The organism is Microcoleus sp. w2-18bC1 (genome assembly GCF_036700365.1).
Classification (GTDB): Bacteria; Cyanobacteriota; Cyanobacteriia; order Cyanobacteriales; family Microcoleaceae; genus Microcoleus.
The window spans coordinates 1-19371 of the sequence record NZ_JAUBOS010000056.1 but is presented as its reverse complement, the minus strand read 5'-3'; the positions used below and the strand labels follow the sequence as shown (position 1 = coordinate 19371).

The following is a 19371-nucleotide window of genomic DNA, read 5'->3' as shown; positions in this document are numbered from 1 at the left end:
AATTATCGATCGTTCCTTCTGCTGCTGAAGTCAGAATAAAGGATGAAGAAGGAAGTCGGAGCAATTATGAAATAACTATTCTCAATTTCCAATTTCCAATTAATTACCAATTTCCAATTACCCATTCCCTCTTCTCAATTACCCCTTACCAATTACCCATTCCCTATGACTGCTCCCTCAAACTTGGAGACATCCGAACAAGGTTCCGACAACAACCTCGAAGCAATTAGCCCGGAAAATAGCATTGCACCAATCGCCGGCGGTGCGATGGGTTCTCGCAACTTAGAAAACGAATTTCTCGACGAACTTCCCGACGAAGTTGAGATGTCTTTGTTCGACCATTTAGAAGAATTGCGACAGCGACTTTTCTACTCGCTAATTGCAGTAGCAATCGCTGTAATCGGTTGCTTTTTCACAGTTAAACCCATCGTGCAACTGCTAGAAGTACCGGCCGGACCCGTCAAGTTTCTGCAACTAGCTCCCGGCGAGTATTTCTTTGTTTCTATCGAAGTAGCCGGATACAGCGGTTTGCTCCTCGCCAGTCCGTTTATTTTTTACCAGATAGCGCTGTTTGTTCTCCCCGGCTTGACTCGGAAAGAACGCAGGTTGCTGGGGCCTGTGTTTTTCGGTTCGAGTTTCCTCTTTTTGGGCGGGTTAGTCTTTGCTTACATCGCTCTAATTCCGGCGGCGCTCAACTTCTTTGTTACCTATGGAGCGGATGTTGTAGAGCAGTTGTGGTCGATCGACAAATACTTTAAATTTGTGCTCCTGTTAATGTTCAGCACTGGCTTAGCTTTTCAAATCCCGATTGTCCAAGTATTGCTCGGAGTTTTGGGCATAGTTTCTTCCAACCAAATGCTATCCGGCTGGCGGTATGTAGTCTTGGGAGCGGCAGTTTTGGGAGCGGTGTTAACGCCTTCTACTGACCCTTTAACGCAAAGTCTTTTAGGAGGTGCGGTGCTGAGCTTGTATTTTGGCGGGGTTGGTTTGGTAAAGCTTTTAGGACGGTGATTTCTTAATGATGTAAAATAAACACTATCGAGTTATAAATTCTTGAAAAAATGCGAGAACTTTACCCGCCTAGACAACCTTATAACGAAGGAGAACTCAAAGTTTCTGACCTCCCTACCATTCATTTTGAAGAGTCTGGCAACCCAGAGGGAAAACCTATTGTATTGCTACACGGGGGACCAGGAGGTGGATGTCCGCCTTTTTATCGACAATATTTTGACCCGGAAAAATGGCGTTTGGTGATGTTTGACCAACGCGGATGCGGTCAAAGTAAACCTCATGCAGAATTGCAAGAAAATACCACTTGGGATTTAGTCAACGATATTGAGAAACTTCGAGAATATTTAAATATTCATCAATGGGTTGTTTTTGGTGGTAGTTGGGGAAGCACTCTATCTTTAGCTTACAGTCAAACCCATCCCGACCGTTGCAAGGGTTTAATCTTGCGGGGCATTTTTATGTTGAGACAAAAAGAAATTCGCTGGTTTTATCAAGAAGGAGCAAGTTATATTTTCCCGGATGCTTGGGAGGAATATGTTAAACCTATCCCCATAAATGAAAGGGATGATCTGCTAACAGCTTATTACCAACGCTTGACGAGTCCAGATGCTCAGATTAGATTAGAAGCGGCTCGTGCTTGGTCAATTTGGGAAGGGAGTACGAGTAGATTATTTCCAGATTTAGATTTAAAGCAAAGCTTTGGAATTGATGCTTTCGCGGAGGCGTTTGCCAGAATTGAGTGCCATTATTTTATCAATAAGGGATTTATAGATCCGGAAGATAAATTGCTTTTAAATATCGATCGCATCCGCAAGATTCCGGCGGTTATCGTTCAGGGAAGATATGATGTTGTTTGTCCGATGATGTCGGCTTGGGAACTGCATCGTGCTTGGCCTGAAGCTGATTTCATTGTAGTTGCCGATGCCGGACATTCGATGAGCGAACCGGGAATTCGCACCTGTTTAATGGAGGCAACAGATAAGTTCGCAGACTGGTAGTCATCTAAATTGCTAATGGTTAATTGCTAATTTTAAATTATTCCTATAAATATTTTCCGCGTGATAGTAATTTATTGCTGAGTATTGGGTGATCGCTCAATTTTAAGGTTGATAAAAAATATAGAGACGCGATCGCCCGCGCCTCTATAATTACTAAAAGTTAAAATTCCACACCAAAGTTTTGTCAAAACTTTGACTACATTCGGAACTGTTCTACTTCGGGAGTGTAGCCGATCGGCAAAATGTAATCCAGATTCTCGTGGGGACGAGCAATTATGTGATACGATAGCAACTTTCCGCCATCGACCTTTTTAACTGATTCAATTCCAGCAGCAACGGCTGCTTGCACTTCAGAAACATCTCCTCGCACTATAATTGTCCAGTAGGCGCGGGTTATTTTCTCATAGCGAACTAAAGTAACACGGGCTGCTTTCACCATTGAGTCCGCAACTTCTACTGCAGCGGGAAATCCTAAGACTTCAACCATTCCCAGTGCAACACCCATTACAACATTCTCCTAAATTTCACAAGATATCTGACACTCATTGTATGTGAAATTGTTGACAGAAATTGCTTCGGATGATTTTGGTAAGCTAGAAGTCCGATCGCCCAAAATTTAAAAAGCCCCTAAAAAGCCCCAGAAACTGTTGCGGTATTTAAATCCCACAGTTGCGGGCGCGCAGCAAAGCCCGCCACACAAGACTTTGAATCAAAACAACTGTGCAAATTAGATGCGCCACAGCTTAGTTTCTCACCAGCAGGAAGTCGTATGACAAGCTCGCCGATCGATTTTCGGGACTTTGGGCTCAACTAATCCAGCCGCGGCGCGACACAAAACTTTAGGGAACTCCCCCAGATCCCGGCTGTAGAGTCAATCTAAAATCTAAAATCTAAAATCTAAAATCGACTGAGTGATTCAAAACTCGTCTAGCAACCACTCGGAGGCTCTTTCACCCAAATCTAGAGGAACGCTGACAGCTTTGCCCAAACGCGGGCGATCGCGAGTAGTTACGATGTATTCTCTCACCTGTTCAGTGCTTCCCCAGCCGTTGAGGTAATTGGCCACCGCATCCAAATGCTCGAAATAATCAGCCTCCGTCATCGGAAAAGATGCCTGTTCTAGATATTTCCACATAACTTGTACAAAAATCTTGCCCCGCGTTCGCCGCAATCTGATATCGTAAGACTTTCCCCATTTTTCTAGCAGTAGCTGGTGTAAATCCTGGCCCGTCATGGTTGCTCCTGAGTTAATCCATTAAACAATAAAAGACAAAGTTCAAAAAATGTAATAATACTCTAATAAAGGCTGGAAGGCGCATTCTTAAAAGGAATTTTCGCGGCCTAAAATTTGTGCGAGCAGATTAACGGCAATTATCCTCCTTTCTCTGCACGTACAAGTTCGCTAACAGCTAACAAACAAACGTAACTTAAAACCGTAAAGGCAGGTCATGGCTCAATCTTCTGCTGGAAATCCCGATGTCCCCGATATGGGGCGTCGCCAATTTATGAATTTGCTGACGTTCGGTACAGTCACAGGTGTGGCACTGGGCGCACTCTATCCCGTTGTCCAATATTTTGTTCCTCCGTCGAGTGGGGCAGTTGGGGGCGGAGTGACAGCTAAAGATGCTTTGGGTAACGACATCATCGTTAGCGAATATTTGGCTTCGCACCCTGCGGGCGATCGCAGCTTAGCCCAAGGTCTCAAAGGCGACCCCACCTATGTTGTGGTCAAAGAAGACCAATCTATAGCCGACTACGGTATCAATGCAGTCTGCACTCACTTGGGTTGCGTCGTGCCTTGGAATGTTAGCGAAAACAAGTTTATCTGTCCTTGCCACGGTTCTCAATACAATAATGAGGGCAAAGTGGTGCGCGGCCCCGCGCCTTTGTCTCTGGCCCTGGCCCACGCCACTGTCGCAGATGACAAGATCGCTTTTACAACTTGGACAGAAACAGATTTCCGCACCGGCGAAGCACCTTGGTGGTCTTAAACTATTTTGGATTTTAGATTTGAGATTTTAGATATGGGGTGAATGGTGAAAACCACAGATAATTGCATCCCTAAAGCAGTCTAATAATCCAAAGTCCAAAGTCCAAAATCCAAAATCCAAAATCCAAAATCCAAAATTGTCTGACCTTTGAGATTGAATACTCTAATGCCACAAACTAATTTATCTGCGATATTTCGCCGCAGTGCCAGGACGATCGCGAAAACAGCCTTAATTGCGATCGTAGCCGCAGGATTTTTCCTTACCAGCGACATCGCACTTCCCCAAGCAGCATTTGCTTACCCTTTCTGGGCTCAGCAAACAGCACCCGCTACTCCCCGCGAAGCAACAGGCCGCATTGTTTGCGCTAACTGTCACCTCGGTGCAAAAGTGACTGAAGTTGAAGTGCCGCAATCGGTTTTGCCTGACACAGTGTTTGAAGCTATTGTCAAGATTCCCTACGATACTAGCGTGCAACAAGTTGTCGGCGACGGCAGCAAAGGTGGCTTGAATGTCGGCGCAGTTGTGATGTTGCCCGAAGGTTTCAAGATTGCTCCCGCTGACAGAATTCCCGAAGAAATGAAGGAAAAAGTCGGCGATCTTTACTTCCAACCTTACAGCGAAACCCAAGAAAATATTCTTTTAGTGGGCCCGGTGCCGGGAGAACAGTACAAAGAATTGGTATTCCCAGTTTTGTCGCCGAATCCAGAAACTGACAAGTCGGTTCACTACGGCAAATACCAAATTTATGTTGGCGGCAACCGCGGTCGCGGTCAGGTTTATCCTACTGGCGAAAAGAGCAATAATACTGTTTACAATGCTTCGGTAGCTGGCAGCATTTCTAAGATTGCTCAACCGGAAGCTGGCGGTTATGAAGTGACAATTCAACCTGCTGAAGGTGCAGCCGTTGTTGATACGATTCCCGCAGGCCCAGAACTGATTGTTACTGAAGGACAAACAGTTGCAGCAGGTGAACTTTTGACGAACAATCCTAATGTGGGTGGCTTCGGTCAAAAAGACGTGGAGATTGTGCTGCAAAGTGCAGGTCGAGTTAAAGGATTGATGGCTTTCGTGGCTATAACCATGCTGGCTCAAATCATGCTGGTTCTCAAGAAGAAACAGGTCGAAAAAGTTCAAGCTGCTGAAATGAATTTCTAAACGCGGCTGTAATTAGTTGGGTAAGGTACTATGTGTGCACCCAACTATTAGGTAAGTAGGGCGGGTATTCCCCGCCTTATTCTTTGATAAATAACAAGTAAAATAATGTTAATTGATGAGAAGATAGTTGAAGTAGGCCCGCTGCAATGGTTTTATCGGGAAACAAATCCGGTTAACGAAACTGGTAAACCGCCCGTACTGCTGCTGCACGGTTTGCCGTCTCAGAGTTTTACCTGGACTGTAATGATGCCGGATTTGGCTGCACAGGGATTTAGATCGATCGCCCCAGATTGGGTGGGCTACGGGCGATCGACAAAACCAGACAAGCGCGACTTTGCCTACACTCCCGATGCTTTTGTTGACGCCCTTGCTGGCTTTATTCAAGCTATAGAATTAGACCGATTTTACCTCGTTGTCCAAGGATTTTTAGCTTCAGCCGGCATTCAATACGCTTTACGCAATCCCGATAAAATTGAGCGTCTAGCCATCATAAATACACCAGTTTCAGCAGATATAAAATTGCCTTGGAAAATGCAGCAGTTGGGGCTGCCTTTTATTGGCGACATGATGACGCAAGACCCGCTTTTGGTTGACAGAACTCTCGAAGGTGGCAGCCGCCAGACAATATCAGACAAGGATTTAGATGTTTACCGCCGCCCGTTTTTGAAGAGTTCGGATGCAGGTCGATCGCTGATGAATACAGTCCGCAATATTCAATTGCCGCAGTCAATGGCCGAAATTGAATCCGGCTTGAAAGGATGGACTCGACCAACTTTATTTGTATGGGGTTTGACAGATCCTTGGCTGAGTGTTGAACCTGTTCAAAAGCTAGTCGGTTCCCTGCAAAATGCAGAGTTAGTCACACTGGAACAAGCGGGGCATTATCCTCAAGAACATTGGTCAGAAAAAGTTGGCGATGCTGTGATAACTTTTCTGCGCCGCCAGGAGGTAAAATAATACTTTGTACATAACTCTCGGTGCTAGGCAGTGAACCAGCTCCTCGCCGAGCTGCATTTCCAGGCAGAGCCTGAGAACGAGAAATCTAAAATCTAAAATCTTAAATCAATATGACTCGTCCCCGTTCAATTTTTGCCTTGATGATGGCGTTTTTGATGGCATTTCTGGTTAGTTGTAGCAGTGTGGAAGCAAAAGTTCCAACGACTTACACAGCAGCTCAGACCCAGCAAATTCAGCGCTATGTTCCTACTCTGACAGAGTTCCGATCGCGCATGGATAAACTGGGAAACCTAATTCAAAAACGGAATTGGATTGATACCAGAACTTACATTCACGGGCCTCTAGGCGACTTGCGGAATGTAATGAAAACCGTTTCTGCGAGTTTGTTGCCTAGTTCTCAACAACAAGCTGTTGATTTAACTAAGAGTTTGTTTACCAATTTGGTTAACATTGATCTGGCTGCTAAAGAGCTTGACTATGCAAAAGTCACGGCCAGCTATCAAAAAGCTGTCAATGATTTTGATACTTTCTTGCAGCTAATTCCTAAAGCTTAATTAGCTTTAACTCACATCTGGCATCCAGGACAGGCAAGATGCCTGTTCCACAAAGAAAGAATCAGTTTTCTTGTGGGGCGTATCATTGTCAAAAACAGGCAAGATGCCTGTTCCACAAAGAAAGAATTAGTTTTCTTGTGGGGCGGGCATCTTGCCCGTCCAAAAAAGGTTTATATGGACAAAACCTAGGAAACTGTTAATCTAAAATCTAAAATCTAAAATCTAAAATTGAATGGTTCGTGTTGCAATTATTGGTTGTGGTATTGTTGGGGCTTCGATCGCCTTTGAACTAAGTCAATTTCCCGAACTGCAAGTTACTGTGTTCGACAAACAGCCGCCGGCACAAGGTTCTACTGGCGCTGCACTCGGTGTCTTGATGGGAGTTATCAGCCACAAAACTAAGGGCAGAAATTGGCAGTTGAGGGAAACCAGCCTTCAGCGCTACGAAACTTTGATTCCTGAATTGGAAGCAGTTACGGGGCGAAAAATTCCTTTTAACAAAGAAGGAATTTTAATGCTTTGTTCGGAGGGAGAGGATTTAAGTAAGTGGGAAAAATTGATAGCCACTCGCGAGTCTCAAGGTTGGCAATTGGGACTTTGGGATCGGGAACGAGTGCGATCTCGCTGCCCTCATCTCTCTTTAAACGATCAGATTATTGCTGCGATTTATTCCCCTCAAGATCGGCAAGTCGATCCGACGGCGCTAACTTTGGCTTTGGTTGATGCTGCTAAACTCAAAGGAGTTAATTTTGAGTTTGGAGTGGAAGTTCAAGGCATTACTGAGTTGGATTCTCAGGTGTCTGAGATTCAACTCGCATCTTCCATTGCTGTCAATAATTCTTGTGGAACAGGCATCTTGCCTGTTATTGAAAATTTCGATCGACTAATTGTGGCGGCTGGTTTGGGTTCTGCTGCTGTGACTGCATCGTTAAATCAGTTGGTTGACATTCGCCCGGTGTTGGGACAAGCGCTGCATTTGCGATCGCCCAATCCTGTAGGAAACCCAGATTTTAGCCCGGTAATTACTTGCGATGACGTTCACATTGTGCCTTTGGGAAATCAGGAATTTTGGGTGGGGGCGACAGTGGAGTTTTCCGAAAATGGCGGGGAAATTCAGGCGAATGCTGATATCTTGGCGCAAGTGATGGCAAGGGCGATCGCACTTTGTCCCGCCTTAGCATTCGCCTCAATCATCAGGAAATGGTCAGGATTGCGCCCGCGGCCGGAAGGGCGACCGGCCCCAATTATCGAGACGCTTCCCGGTAACGATCGCGTTCTCATCGCCAGCGGCCACTATCGCAACGGTGTTCTGCTGGCCCCTGCAACAGCGCGATCGATTCGAGAAATGATTTTGCAATAATTAACAAATGTTAATACAATCAAGATAGCCATTCATATCTTACATCTAAATATGTCCGACAAACCTTTAGGTAAACCCCGCTCTTTGTGGCGAGTAATTTTGCTGTCTGCAGTCAGTTTACTGCTATATTACGGATGGTACAAATGGATTATTCAAGAAGAATTGCGTCGCTATAACGGCATTGGTTGGTCGGGAACCCTTTGCTTGCTTCCCTTTGTTTTAGGAGTAGCCGTCCCCCAAGCTTTGCGAATATTCGACCCTGACGTTCCCGGATGGTTTGGTTGGTTTTCCTTGCTGGGTATTGCTTGGATTTACATCGTGCAGTTCAAACTTTACAAGACAGTTAACGAATTGTACCGCCAAGAAGGAATCAAAAAACCACTAACAGTTTGGTGGCTTTTTGTACCAGGTTTAAATTTAGTTGTCGGCTTGCGGCAAATTCACTTTTTGAGCCAGTTTTGGGCGAGAAAACAGGGAATTGAAGTTAAGGATAACTTAGCCGAAAGCATTCCTTTTCTGTCAGCTAACGCTTAAGGGGAAACTTTTTACACTGCCATCATTTTGTAGGGTGCGTCAGTAATCATAGCTCGATTTTCCAATACTTTAGCTGACGGACGCACCCTACAAGTTTATACTAAGACCAAAAAGTGGTTAGACGCGCGAAGAATTATGGCGCTAAGATGCGCCTCGGCGCACCTTAGATAATTAGGTTCTGCATCCATGACTAAATTACCAGAACCTATTAGGTAAATCCGCCAAAATAAGTTTCAGTTCCGGTTCATTAACCCGCTTAATTGCTTTAGGAATACTTACCCACTGCCGCTTTCTCTTGGTAGCTTCGGGCCAAATTTCCAGAACTGCTTGCACTTGCATTAAAAATACTCCTACCAGCCAAGTACAGCCGGACTTTTGATACTCGTAAGTTCCTAGCAAATCCGGGAAAACTTTACCCAACAAACCTGCTTCTTCCCAAGCTTCCTTGGCGGCGGAATCTTGGGGAGTCATGTCAGGTTCAATTAATCCTTTGGGAATCACCCAGCGCTTGCTAGCCGAAGAAGTAATCAGCATTACTTCAATTTCTCCGTCTTGAATACGATAGGGAATTACCCCCGATTGCTCTATCAATACAGCGGTTCTTAGACTCATGATTGGTGCAATATTTCTGGGTGAAAAAGCTACTGCAACTTCATCAACAGTTGACAACTCAAAAATAAAAATTGCATCCACATTCTAGATAATTCCCCAGTTGAGACAACAAAGTGGAGAATAAAGATATTTGGTTTTTCCCCTCTGTGGAAAATAGGAAATTCCCATGCACTCCCACTGAACAATTATATTATTATAATAACTGCGCGAAATCCTCTACCGACAAGCAGATAAAAGCCGATCGCCAATATCTGCCTTTATCTGCGCCGGTATGGGGTTTTACACCTAATCTTTCTTCGCCTTAGCCTCCAAATTTTCCATCCGACTCCTCAAATCTTGATTCTCCTTTTTCACCTGGTCTAATTCCTCCCGCAACTGCTTTACCGCTGCATCAGAACCAGAATTTTTCTGCACTCTTTGCACAGCTTCATCAGCCATGCGGCGAACGCGGCCATCGGGAGTTTGGTCAGCTAAAGAACGCAAAATGCGAATTGCTTTGCGAGTTTGCATTTGTCCTAATCCCGCTACTACAGAGACTTGAGTCAAGAAAAACGTCTCTTTAGATAATTCTGCCAATCGCTGCAAAATCCGTTCTAAATTGACCTTCGTTTGACCACTCGAAATTGTGCCCAAAGCTCGAATTGCAGCCAAGCGCAAAGCTTGCGGAGTGCCGACGGCTGTGTATTTCAATATTAAATTCAGCGCATCTTCCGAAGTTTTCATCTGCGCCAAACCGGCGATCGCACCCGATCGCACTACCTCATTCCACCCCTGACGCTCTTTCAGCACCAATTTTAACTCTTTCAGTACCTGTTCGTCGCTCGGTTTTTCGTCGGGGTTAGCCCCTGCAATGGAGCCCATAGCAGTCGCTGCTGCTGCTTCTACATAATAGCTGTCGTCGCCTTTTTCGACGATCGATCTCAGCGCTTTATAACTTTCGTGAGTTTGGATTTTACCCAGCGCATTCACCACAGCGCGACGAACACGAGCATCTTTATCTTTTAAACCACTTACTAAACCTTCAAAAACTTGGTCGAGTTTAATTTCAACTAACTGACCGGCAACTTCTGCCCGTACTGCCCAGAACGGCTCTTTCTTGAGAACTTCTGACAGCGTTTTCACAGCTTCCAGCCCTCCCTTCTTCGCCAAAGCTTGGGCAGCGTAAATCCGCGAAACAGGGTCTGGATCGAATTGTAGCTGAGCTTTTAATTCAGCAATTCCATACTCTAAAACAACAGTTTTTAAGTATTTATTGCCGACATCAAAACTTATAAATGCAGGCTTCTCTTCGAGAGGAAAATAGAAGCTTTGCTCGCGCTCATGCACTCGGACTATGAAAGTTTTTAGGTTCGGAGTCGAAGGTGCTGAATTGTCATCATCTGCTTCTTTTTCCGGCTTGTAACCGAAGCCGATCGGTATTTTAAGATCGAAAACATCTTTGCTGTTGCCGTTGCCATTTTTGCTATCTTTTACCTGAGTTTGGGTGACAGTAACTTTTGCTAACTTGCTGTCGCCATCCCAGGAATAAGCAACCTTATAATCGGGATGACCACCGCGATAAACGTACTGGTCAAACAAAAACATGAGATTGCGACCAGTAGCCTTTTCTATCGCCCTGAGCAAATCGATTGTTTCTACAGTTTTGTGAGCGTTATCCCGCACAAAAGTGTGAATTGCTTTATAAAATAATTCGTCGCCCAACTCGGCGCGAATCATGTGATAGACACAAGCACCTTTTTCGTACAAATGGCGATCGTACAATTCAATGGCCTCGCGGTAAACGTGAGTAACCATCGGGCGGCGGTAGCGAGAACTGTCTTCTGCTAAATAACTGCGGGCTTCATTTAACATATAGTAAGCCGCCTCTTCTTTGCCATATTCTTTATCAGTCCACAGCACCTCGGAATAAGAAGCCATGCCTTCTTTCAGCCAAGCATGAGACCAATGTTTAATTACTACTAAATCACCGAACCATTGGTGAGCCAATTCGTGGGCGACTAAGCTTTCCGTGCCTCGATTGTCGAGGCTGGCGCGTTCGTCTAACAAGCACCTATCTGTTAGTAAAGTTGTCGAAGTATTTTCCATACCGCCGAAGATGAAATCATCGACGCAGACTTGAGCGTATTTGGGAAAAGGGTAAGGATAGCCAAATGCTTTAGAGAAGAATTCAATCATTTGAGGCGTTTTGCCCATGCTGCGCTTAGCGTCTGCTTCCCGGCTTCTTTCCAGGTAATAATTAACTGGTTTGCCGTTCCATTCGTCTTTAATTTCGGCAAAATCTCCTACTGCTAAGGTCATTAAGTAGGTCGGGTGTACCTGGGTTTGGGACCAGTGATAAATTTTATCGTCGCCTTCGTTTTTTGTACTAATTAATTCGCCGTTGGAAATAGCAAAGAGTTGTCTCGGAACTTGCACTCGAATTTCCGAAGTTGCCAACTGTCCGGGATAGTCGAAACAGGGAAACCAGAAGCGGGAATCTTCGTCTTCGCCTTGAGTCCAAACTTGTGTTGGTTTGTCTGGATAGTGTTTGTCCGGGCCGACGAAATAGAGGCCACGCTGGGGTTTTTCGACTGAGTATTCGATCGCAATTGTAATTGGTTGGTAAGCTCCGGTTGGTTCGTGTAGTTGAATTTGCAACACTTCGCCATCGCTGTCGAAATTTTGCTCAATTTCGCCAATTTTTACTGATTTGATATTCAGGTTGACGGCATCTAAGGTTAATTTGTCAATACCGCTGCGGACAGGATTGATGCGGATGCTGCAAGTGCCACGAAAGCTTTGTTTGGGAATATTCAGCACTAAGTCGAGGAAAATGTGCTCTACTTGACCAGGGCGATCGGGGTTGTAGTGGGGCCTGGCACCGGGCATCTCGAAGGATTTGTGACCGTTTTCAGAATCAAAGTAAGTGTGTGACATTGTGATGGCAAAGTTGTGAGTCGATCGGCGATCGCTGGCAGCGCAGATCCGGCTGAACTGCCAGCTTATTATAGAGTAGCGCGTCCTAGCTGCTGTTGTCGCTAACTTGTTAAAAACTGCGTCGAGTGTTGATGAGATTGAAAATATGATTTTTTCGCTACAATATCAGCAAGGTTAATGTCTGCAATCATCAGCCTGCAATTGAAATTGAGAGGGAAATCTGTATGACAGCTACACTATCAGTTCCCAGTTCGATCGAATCTTGGCTTGGCGACGAAGCCGAAGACTTGCTCACTCATCAAGCAAAAGTTTCTAAAGATTTGTTGCACCTGCCGGGGCCTGATTGGGTCGATCGCATTTTTGCTCAAACCGATCGATCTCCCCAAGTTTTGCGATCGCTTCAGCAACTCTATTCTAGCGGACGCTTGGCCAATACCGGCTATTTATCCATCCTGCCCGTAGACCAAGGAATCGAACACTCGGCGGCCGCTTCTTTTGCACCGAATCCAATCTATTTTGACAGCGAAAATATCATTAAATTAGCAATTTCTGCTGGCTGCAATGCTGTCGCGACAACCCTGGGAGTTTTGGGAAGCGTATCTCGCAAATACGCGCACAAAATCCCTTTTATTGTCAAGCTCAATCACAACGAATTGCTGACTTATCCCAATCAATTTGACCAAATAATGTTTGCGACCGTCGAGCAAGCTTGGAATTTGGGAGCAACAGCAGTCGGAGCAACAATTTATTTTGGTTCTCCCGAATCGACGCGACAAATCCAAGAAGTCAGTCAGGCTTTTGCCCACGCTCACGAATACGGAATGGCGACGATTTTGTGGTGCTATCTCCGCAACGATATCTTTAAACAAGACAAAGATTATCACGTTGCAGCCGATTTAACCGGGCAAGCAAATCACTTGGGAGTGACAATTCAAGCTGACATTATCAAGCAGAAATTGCCCGAATGCAACAACGGCTATGCAGCAGTTGCTAAAGCTAGCGGTCACAGTTACGGCAAAACCGACAAGCGCGTTTATTCGGATTTAACAACGGATCACCCGATCGATCTAACTCGCTATCAAGTTCTCAACTGTTATGCGGGAAGGATGGGTTTAATTAACTCCGGCGGTGCTTCCGGGAAAAGCGATTTTGCAGAAGCAATTCGCACGGCGGTAATCAACAAGCGCGCTGGCGGCTGCGGCTTAATTTCCGGTCGCAAAACTTTTCAGCGTCCTTTTGAAGAAGGCGTAAAATTGTTCCACGCCATTCAAGATGTTTATTTGTCGCCTGAAATCTCGATCGCCTAAAAATTTACCGCACTCAATATCACCACCTAAACCTAGCGTGCACCTTACGCACAAATTCCTCTAAACGTAGGGTGCACACTGTGCACCTTACGTGATTAAAATTCTTTAATCTAAGTGGCAACTTAGCTGTAGTATTAATACTAGCTGAACATACATATAGCGATTCTCAAGCGGGGTGAGTCCTATGCCCTATGCCCTATACCCTATGCCCTATGCCCTATGCCCTATGCCCTATGCCCTACGAGCACCTCATGTTACTGAGAAAGGCTATACAGACATAGTATAGAATTTAAAAATGCCCCACAGCCTTGTTTTAAACCTGCTGCCAGTTGCACCAATTCCATCCCAGTTTTTAACGGGGCGGCATCTCCACGCTTTGTTTTTGAACCTTGTGAGTGCTGTAGACAGCGATTTGAGCGCCTACCTGCACGATCAATCTCATGAAAAAGCTTTCACTTTAAGCCCGTTTCAAGTAAGCAGAAAAGAGGCTTACAAAAGCAGTACGCCGCAGCGACAAAAGAGAGCTTTGCCTCCGGATTCCCGCACAATATCTCCGGCTGTACAGTGGGAACACAAGCAAGCTATTCAGGAAAATACGCCGATTTGGTGGCGAATTTCTCTGCTGGATGACGGTTTGTTCGATCGCCTAACTCAACTTTGGCAGCAACTCAATTTTGATCGCCCTTGGCATCTGGGGCCGACAAATATATACATTACTAATATTTTGAGGGAACCGCAATCCAACCAGCCTTGGGTAAACTTTTGTACTTACGCTGAATTGTTCGAGAGAGCTTCGGAAACTGAGCGCCAAATAGCTTTTAGTTTTTGCACTCCTACTAATTTTCGGCAAGGTGTCTACGATAGTGCTATGCCCACTCGTGAGAGTATTTTTGGCAGTTTAGCTAATCGCTGGAACAAGTACAGCCGGATTGCGATCGAACCTACTTTCACAGAAGCTATTTTTCCCAGTTTCTTCGATATCAGAACAGAAGTTAGTACAGATTCTCGCAGTAAATTTATTGGCTGCGTCGGGGATATTAGTTACCGAATTATGGGAGATATAGCTCCTGCTACTATCAAGCAAATTAACACTTTAGCAGATTTTGCGCTTTACAGTGGAGTCGGGCGAAAGACGCCGATGGGAATGGGAATGACGCGCCGATTGCAGGTTTTTTAATCATTCACTTTTTGGCTGAATTTCACTAACAATTTCATAAACATCAGTGTCTGGTATTTTCGCAAACAAAGGCGCCATCTGCTTCAATATTTCCTGATAAGCTTCGCTTTGATTGGCTGCCATATCTTCTACGCTTTCCCAAAAAATGATGGCAATACCTTTGTCTGTATTGGGCAATTGCAGCAGGTATGCTCCCTTAAAACCTGTGGCATAAGTTGCAACGGCTTTTTCAAAAAGTTGTTCTGCAGCTTCAAATTTTCCTGGTTTAAATTCGCCAATGGCAACGTAGGCAAACTGATGTCTGAGAAAGTCGAGAAATTCTGACATATCCTTTTCCTCACTTAATAGCGATACACTAAGTTAGATTTTACCCGATCGCCCGAAATTTGTGAACTGCACAGGTTGGAGTTTCGCGCTTAGCTCATCGGCGGATTTATTAATTACACGTAACTGCGATCGCCACTCAAATAGAAACTTTTTAAGTCAGGCGGCTAGAATCTTGATTAAATAAACTATTGAATCGCGGATTTTAGACGTTCACAATCCTAGGTACGCTGGAGCGACTTCTAGTGCTAGTACACAGGGTAAAGCTGCGGATAACTCAAGTGTTGTGCTTAGCTGCGAGCATACACAAAGCCGTAAACAGTTGCCAGTCAAAAGCGGTTTTTTGCAATAACCCTATTGAATTATTTAAAACTAATTTGTAAGAATGATAACAGAGAGATACAAACAAAGTAAAGAGCCTGTTCAAACAAATGAAAAAAATATTAGTAATTGAAGACGATAACTTAATCCGAGAAACCGTATTAGAACTTCTGGAATCGCGCGGTTTTGAAGCTGTCGGCGCCGAAAACGGACAAGTTGGTATCCAGTTAGCTGCCCAAATTCCCGATTTAATTTTGTCAGATGTCATGATGCCGGAACTCGACGGTTTTGAAGTATTCGCAGCCGTGCGATCGCACCCTGCAACCGCCAGCATTCCGTTTATTTTTATGACAGCCTCCGAAATGGAAAAAGCCCTGGAACTTAAAGCAGACGGCTATCTCAAAAAACCTTGCAGTGTCGCAGCAATGCTCGGGGCGATCGCCACTCAACTAGAAAAACCGACAGTTACCAACCCACCACATCAAAAAGTACAGGACAATTCTGCGCCATCAAATCTTAGCTTGCGTGCCCGGAACCAAAAATCTCGGTTTGAGATTGTCTCGGTTTGCTGGCAATGACACTCACAGTAACGTTATTGATACATAAGTTGAGGGAATTTCAAATTGGTTCCCCCCAGGGGTGGCTTAGACTGGGTATGTTGAATTTGGTTAAATATTTATGAACGCACAACCCAAAGGCCGCCTAGTTTGGAACCACTCTACCCACCTTCCCGGTTTGATACCAATTTTAGAGCGCCTCACCCTAAAAATGGGCATTCAAACAGTAACTCCGGGCGTCATCAACAAAGTTAAAGGACACATCCCCCGCATGACATTAAGAGTGTCAGTACCCATCCGCGGGGGATTTAAAATCATCGCCAGACAGGGCAAAACCGTACAAGAAGTCTTTATATTAACGACTCTCACTCAAGGCGACTTGGAAGAGACGATCGCCCAAACCCTACCCAAGTGACAATATTTTCTTAGCAAGCAAAGCCCGGGCTTTCACCGAAGTAGTTTCATCGCTTTGGGTGATTTCCTCAAGTCTGGCCGAAACTTCCGCTAACCAATCCGGTTTAACAGTCGCAGCAGCCGCCAAAGCTTGCAAACCCCCCGCTGCTGCGTAGCGCACCACCCATTCTGGATCGCGGGACGCTTGCAGTAGCGTTTTCACAGTGCGAAGTTGAGCATCTGCAATTTGTTCTGTGGGCATCAATTCCCAGCAAATCGTCCCCAAACCCCTAACCGCCGCCCGCCGCACGCTCAAAGCAAAGTCATTCGCCGCTGCATCCAGCAAAATCTCCAAACCCCTGGGATCGCCAATTCCCGCCAAAGCCCGAACAGCCCAAGCTCTCGCCCCGTAATTGTAGCCGTCAAGCTGTTCTAGAAGCGGCAGCACCGCAGCTTCTCCGAGCTGAATTAGCCCATCCACGGCGGCAACAGCGGCGCCTGGGTTGTTGTAACCGAGCACTGTAATTAAGGTAGGAATTGCTTGTGTTGAGGGAGTCGCCGCCAGTGCTTTGACTGCATTTAACAAGCCTTCGGAAGAATCTGCTTGTTCGACAGCCTGAATTAGTTCTAATGCCATTTATTTATAGTATTTACAGCAGGTTTACAAACGATTTGAGATTTTAGATTGCTCATTTTCACAATATTTCCTATGAACCTAAAATCCCTTGAAGTTGCGCTATCATCTCAGTCCGAGAACAAACATTCAGCTTGCGGAACATCCGTTTGAGAGCTTGCTTGACAGAATTTTGCGTAATCCACAGCGCTGCACCAATCTCAGCATTCGTTAGTCCTTGTGCTACCAGTTCAGCAATTTGTACCTCTCGCGGTGTCAAACGACTCGCTAACGGCGAAATGAATCTTGCCTCCGGCACCTGTAACTTTGCCAGACGGGCTGACAGGTGAAGACATAGCGCGCTCAAGCGAGCAACTTCCCCACCACCAAATGCAGGTGTATCACCGACGCGGGCTAAATTAACTGTACCAATAAGACGGCCGTCGCCTACAATTGGCCCAGTTATTATGTGTTCGTGATCGTAGTAGGCGCAACAGTGCTGATAAAGTTCGCAATGCTTCCAACCTCCCAGAGGTAGCACCATTTCTTCGTGAGCCGGAGCATGGCACTCAAGCACGTAGCGCAACACCGGATCGACGGCTCGACCAACTTTTTCGTAGCGCTCTACAAAAGCACTAACATTGGGTACGCCCCGAACATCAATCTCGGCAATGCCGGAGTGTTCGCCAAAGAAATAGATTCCCCAACGCTGTACTCCAAAATGCTCGCCCACTCCATCCATAAACCGCAGTCGAAGTTCGCGCTCGTCGCGAGCAGAGGCGATCGCGTCAAATAGGGCATAAAGAGAATTAGTCATTGATGGGTTCAAAGTGTACTCACATGGGGACTATGCAATTTTGAGATTACTTCCTACGATAATCTCTAGCAAAGGTTCCAATAATTTGAAAAATGACAAATCAAGCAAAATATTACATTGGTCTGGTGATTTTTCCTGGCATGACTCAACTCGATATGACTGGGCCTTACCAGGTATTTTCCATGATGCCTGACACTCGTGTTCTGCTGTTGTGGAAGACTCTCGAACCAGTGACGAGTAGCGAGGGGATGACGATTTTACCTACCGCCACCTTCAATGACTGTCTGTCTTTAGATGTTTTGTGCGTTCCCGGTGGCGCGATCGGGCAGGTGGAAATGATGCAGGATGCGGAGGTACTGGAATTTCTGCGCCAACAGGGAAAAACAGCCAAATATATCACCTCGGTTTGTACGGGTTCTTTGATTTTAGCTGCTGCTGGACTCCTTCAAGGATACCGCGCTGCTTGCCATTGGGCATTTCGCGACCAGTTAGCAATGCTGGGTGTTGAAGTTGGAACGGGAAGAGTTGTTGTCGATCGCGATCGCATCACAGGCGGTGGCGTAACTGCTGGTATCGATTTTGGATTGGTAGTTGTTGCCAAACTCTGCGGCGAGGAAACTGCCAAAATGATTCAGTTACTTCTAGAGTATAATCCCGCACCACCTTTTAATGCTGGTTCTCCCGAAAGTGCTGGAGAGATTTTAGTTGAGCAAGTGAAGAAATTTGGCGAACAGCTAATAAAGGCATCCCTCGCAGCAACGAAGCAAACAGCGCTCGAATTGGGTATTAATCATTAAGTTAATAGTTACCTGCGCTATTTACAAAAGGCTATCCATTAAGTTCATAACTTGGATAGCTTCATCTGACAAATATAGTGATTCTTGTTGATTGAGGTGATGCTCCAAAACTCCTTTGAGCGCTATCAATTTCAGGCTATTTTCTGCTAAAGTTTCAGAAATAGCTTGCGCTCCCGGCAAATAGCCGATCGCCCCCAAGTCCATCAACGCCGATCGCCTCAACTGCAAATTATCCCCATTCAAAGCACTTACCAATCGCTCTCCGTAAACCCGCTCTCCAGTTAACTGATACATCGCCCGCGCCGCAGCGTACTGCACCCGCTCCACAGAATGTTCTAAAAAAGGTGAAATTAGCGGTATTGCTTCTGTAGCTTGCAGCGTTCCCAAAGCTTCAATTACCGAGTCGTAAGGTTGCACGAGGTGCGATTTTCCTGGCACTCGCACAGCCACAGCTACGCCCCCATCCAATAACTTCATTAGCGGCCCAATAGAATCGCGATCGCCCAGCATTTCTAGAGCTTGAGCCGCCGCTTCCCGCACGTAATAATCAGCGCATTCCAAACAGCGAATCAGGGCCGGTAAGGCTTGTTTGTCACCCAATTTACCCAGAGCCCGCGCCGCATTTCGTAATAGGGAATAGTCGCCGATTTTTGTTTGTTCTGACTCTTCTTCCAATGCGGCAATTAAAGCTGCAATAGCTGCCGGTTCCTTGACTCGAAATCTGCCCACCCACCAAGCAGCATAATACCGGAGACTGTAATCTTGGGAGTGCAAATTTGCGATCGCCTGTTCAACTGTTAAAGACTCGCCCTCAGCTACACCCGCCGGCGGTGAGTCGGATTCGTAATAATCCATAGTCATTAGTTATTAGTTATTAGTTATTAGTTATTAGGCGATTGAAAGAGACTGTTGGCGAATTAAAAAAGGGTGAAACCAAACATCCCATAATCATGGAAAAAAAACTACAATGAGGCAGA

At 45.6% G+C, this 19371-nt stretch carries 22 protein-coding genes; 13 read left to right on the top strand and 9 right to left on the bottom strand.

Annotation, left to right across the window (positions count from 1 at the left end):
• Positions 1-2: 2 nt before the first annotated feature.
• On the bottom strand, positions 3-125 hold the full coding sequence (locus QT979_RS22335) for a hypothetical protein (protein WP_333311716.1): 123 nt from the start codon (positions 123-125) through the stop codon (positions 3-5).
• A gap of 40 nt (positions 126-165) precedes the next feature.
• Here QT979_RS22335 and tatC point away from each other — a divergent pair, with 40 nt between their 5' ends.
• Positions 166-1011: a twin-arginine translocase subunit TatC gene (gene tatC / locus QT979_RS22330; protein WP_333311715.1), complete on the top strand. Its 846-nt coding sequence runs from the start codon at positions 166-168 to the stop codon at positions 1009-1011.
• Positions 1012-1061: 50 nt separating this feature from the next.
• Positions 1062-2009 (top strand): prolyl aminopeptidase, encoded by a 948-nt coding sequence (gene pip, locus QT979_RS22325; RefSeq protein ID WP_333311714.1) that lies wholly within the window; start codon positions 1062-1064, stop codon positions 2007-2009.
• A 196-nt stretch (positions 2010-2205) separates the two neighbouring features.
• Here the strand turns inward: pip and QT979_RS22320 are convergent, their stop codons facing one another.
• Together QT979_RS22320 and QT979_RS22315 are read right to left on the bottom strand one after the other, a co-directional pair.
• Positions 2206-2514: a carbon dioxide-concentrating mechanism protein CcmK gene (locus QT979_RS22320; RefSeq protein WP_333044070.1), complete on the bottom strand. Its 309-nt coding sequence runs from the start codon at positions 2512-2514 to the stop codon at positions 2206-2208.
• A 411-nt stretch (positions 2515-2925) separates the two neighbouring features.
• Positions 2926-3243: a DUF3067 family protein gene (locus QT979_RS22315; protein ID WP_333036983.1), complete on the bottom strand. Its 318-nt coding sequence runs from the start codon at positions 3241-3243 to the stop codon at positions 2926-2928.
• A 214-nt stretch (positions 3244-3457) separates the two neighbouring features.
• Here QT979_RS22315 and petC point away from each other — a divergent pair, with 214 nt between their 5' ends.
• The 6 genes from petC (at position 3458) to QT979_RS22285 (ending at position 8560) form a co-directional block, all read left to right on the top strand.
• Complete coding sequence (gene petC / locus QT979_RS22310) at positions 3458-4000, top strand: cytochrome b6-f complex iron-sulfur subunit (RefSeq protein ID WP_242717315.1); 543 nt, start codon at positions 3458-3460, stop codon at positions 3998-4000.
• 165 nt (positions 4001-4165) lie between these two features.
• Entirely contained in the window at positions 4166-5155 is a 990-nt protein-coding gene (gene petA / locus QT979_RS22305) for a cytochrome f (protein WP_333216176.1), read from the top strand.
• 105 nt (positions 5156-5260) lie between these two features.
• Positions 5261-6112 (top strand): alpha/beta fold hydrolase, encoded by an 852-nt coding sequence (locus tag QT979_RS22300; protein WP_333216174.1) that lies wholly within the window; start codon positions 5261-5263, stop codon positions 6110-6112.
• A gap of 110 nt (positions 6113-6222) precedes the next feature.
• Positions 6223-6666, top strand: a complete 444-nt coding sequence (psbQ, locus tag QT979_RS22295; protein WP_333216172.1) for a photosystem II protein PsbQ — start codon at positions 6223-6225, stop codon at positions 6664-6666.
• 232 nt (positions 6667-6898) lie between these two features.
• Entirely contained in the window at positions 6899-8026 is a 1128-nt protein-coding gene (locus tag QT979_RS22290) for an FAD-dependent oxidoreductase (RefSeq protein WP_333311713.1), read from the top strand.
• A gap of 51 nt (positions 8027-8077) precedes the next feature.
• Positions 8078-8560 carry a hypothetical protein gene (locus QT979_RS22285; protein WP_333311712.1) on the top strand — a complete coding sequence of 161 codons (483 nt, stop codon included), beginning with the start codon at positions 8078-8080 and terminating at the stop codon, positions 8558-8560.
• Between the two features lie 195 nt (positions 8561-8755).
• Here QT979_RS22285 and QT979_RS22280 read toward each other — a convergent pair whose 3' ends face one another.
• Positions 8756-9253 (bottom strand): NUDIX hydrolase, encoded by a 498-nt coding sequence (locus tag QT979_RS22280; protein WP_333311711.1) that lies wholly within the window; start codon positions 9251-9253, stop codon positions 8756-8758.
• A 204-nt stretch (positions 9254-9457) separates the two neighbouring features.
• A complete protein-coding gene (locus tag QT979_RS22275) occupies positions 9458-12088 on the bottom strand; it encodes a M1 family metallopeptidase (protein WP_333311710.1) in 2631 nt (876 codons plus the stop codon).
• A gap of 224 nt (positions 12089-12312) precedes the next feature.
• On the opposite strand from QT979_RS22275, the gene QT979_RS22270 reads away from it, so the two are divergent.
• Both QT979_RS22270 and cas6 read left to right on the top strand, forming a co-directional pair.
• Entirely contained in the window at positions 12313-13395 is a 1083-nt protein-coding gene (locus QT979_RS22270; protein ID WP_333311709.1) for a class I fructose-bisphosphate aldolase, read from the top strand.
• Between the two features lie 295 nt (positions 13396-13690).
• Positions 13691-14572, top strand: a complete 882-nt coding sequence (cas6, locus tag QT979_RS22265) for a CRISPR-associated endoribonuclease Cas6 (RefSeq protein WP_333216658.1) — start codon at positions 13691-13693, stop codon at positions 14570-14572.
• Here cas6 and QT979_RS22260 read toward each other — a convergent pair whose 3' ends face one another.
• Positions 14573-14899 (bottom strand): antibiotic biosynthesis monooxygenase, encoded by a 327-nt coding sequence (locus QT979_RS22260; RefSeq protein ID WP_333055299.1) that lies wholly within the window; start codon positions 14897-14899, stop codon positions 14573-14575.
• A gap of 428 nt (positions 14900-15327) precedes the next feature.
• Here QT979_RS22260 and QT979_RS22255 point away from each other — a divergent pair, with 428 nt between their 5' ends.
• Together QT979_RS22255 and QT979_RS22250 are read left to right on the top strand one after the other, a co-directional pair.
• Positions 15328-15795 carry a response regulator gene (locus tag QT979_RS22255; RefSeq protein ID WP_333311708.1) on the top strand — a complete coding sequence of 156 codons (468 nt, stop codon included), beginning with the start codon at positions 15328-15330 and terminating at the stop codon, positions 15793-15795.
• 100 nt (positions 15796-15895) lie between these two features.
• Complete coding sequence (locus tag QT979_RS22250) at positions 15896-16189, top strand: DUF2103 domain-containing protein (RefSeq protein WP_333055302.1); 294 nt, start codon at positions 15896-15898, stop codon at positions 16187-16189.
• On the opposite strand, the gene QT979_RS22245 is transcribed toward QT979_RS22250, so the two are convergent.
• Positions 16178-16804 (bottom strand): HEAT repeat domain-containing protein, encoded by a 627-nt coding sequence (locus QT979_RS22245; protein WP_333216653.1) that lies wholly within the window; start codon positions 16802-16804, stop codon positions 16178-16180. The genes QT979_RS22250 and QT979_RS22245 overlap by 12 nt on opposite strands.
• Positions 16805-16874: 70 nt before the next feature.
• The gene (locus QT979_RS22240) at positions 16875-17597 is read right to left on the bottom strand and encodes a LuxR C-terminal-related transcriptional regulator (RefSeq protein WP_333216651.1); all 723 of its coding nucleotides are present in this window, start codon (positions 17595-17597) and stop codon (positions 16875-16877) included.
• 92 nt (positions 17598-17689) lie between these two features.
• On the opposite strand from QT979_RS22240, the gene QT979_RS22235 reads away from it, so the two are divergent.
• Positions 17690-18394 carry a DJ-1/PfpI family protein gene (locus QT979_RS22235; protein WP_333311707.1) on the top strand — a complete coding sequence of 235 codons (705 nt, stop codon included), beginning with the start codon at positions 17690-17692 and terminating at the stop codon, positions 18392-18394.
• A gap of 21 nt (positions 18395-18415) precedes the next feature.
• Here QT979_RS22235 and QT979_RS22230 read toward each other — a convergent pair whose 3' ends face one another.
• Positions 18416-19255, bottom strand: a complete 840-nt coding sequence (locus QT979_RS22230) for a HEAT repeat domain-containing protein (protein ID WP_333311706.1) — start codon at positions 19253-19255, stop codon at positions 18416-18418.
• Between the last annotated feature and the right edge of the window lie 116 nt (positions 19256-19371).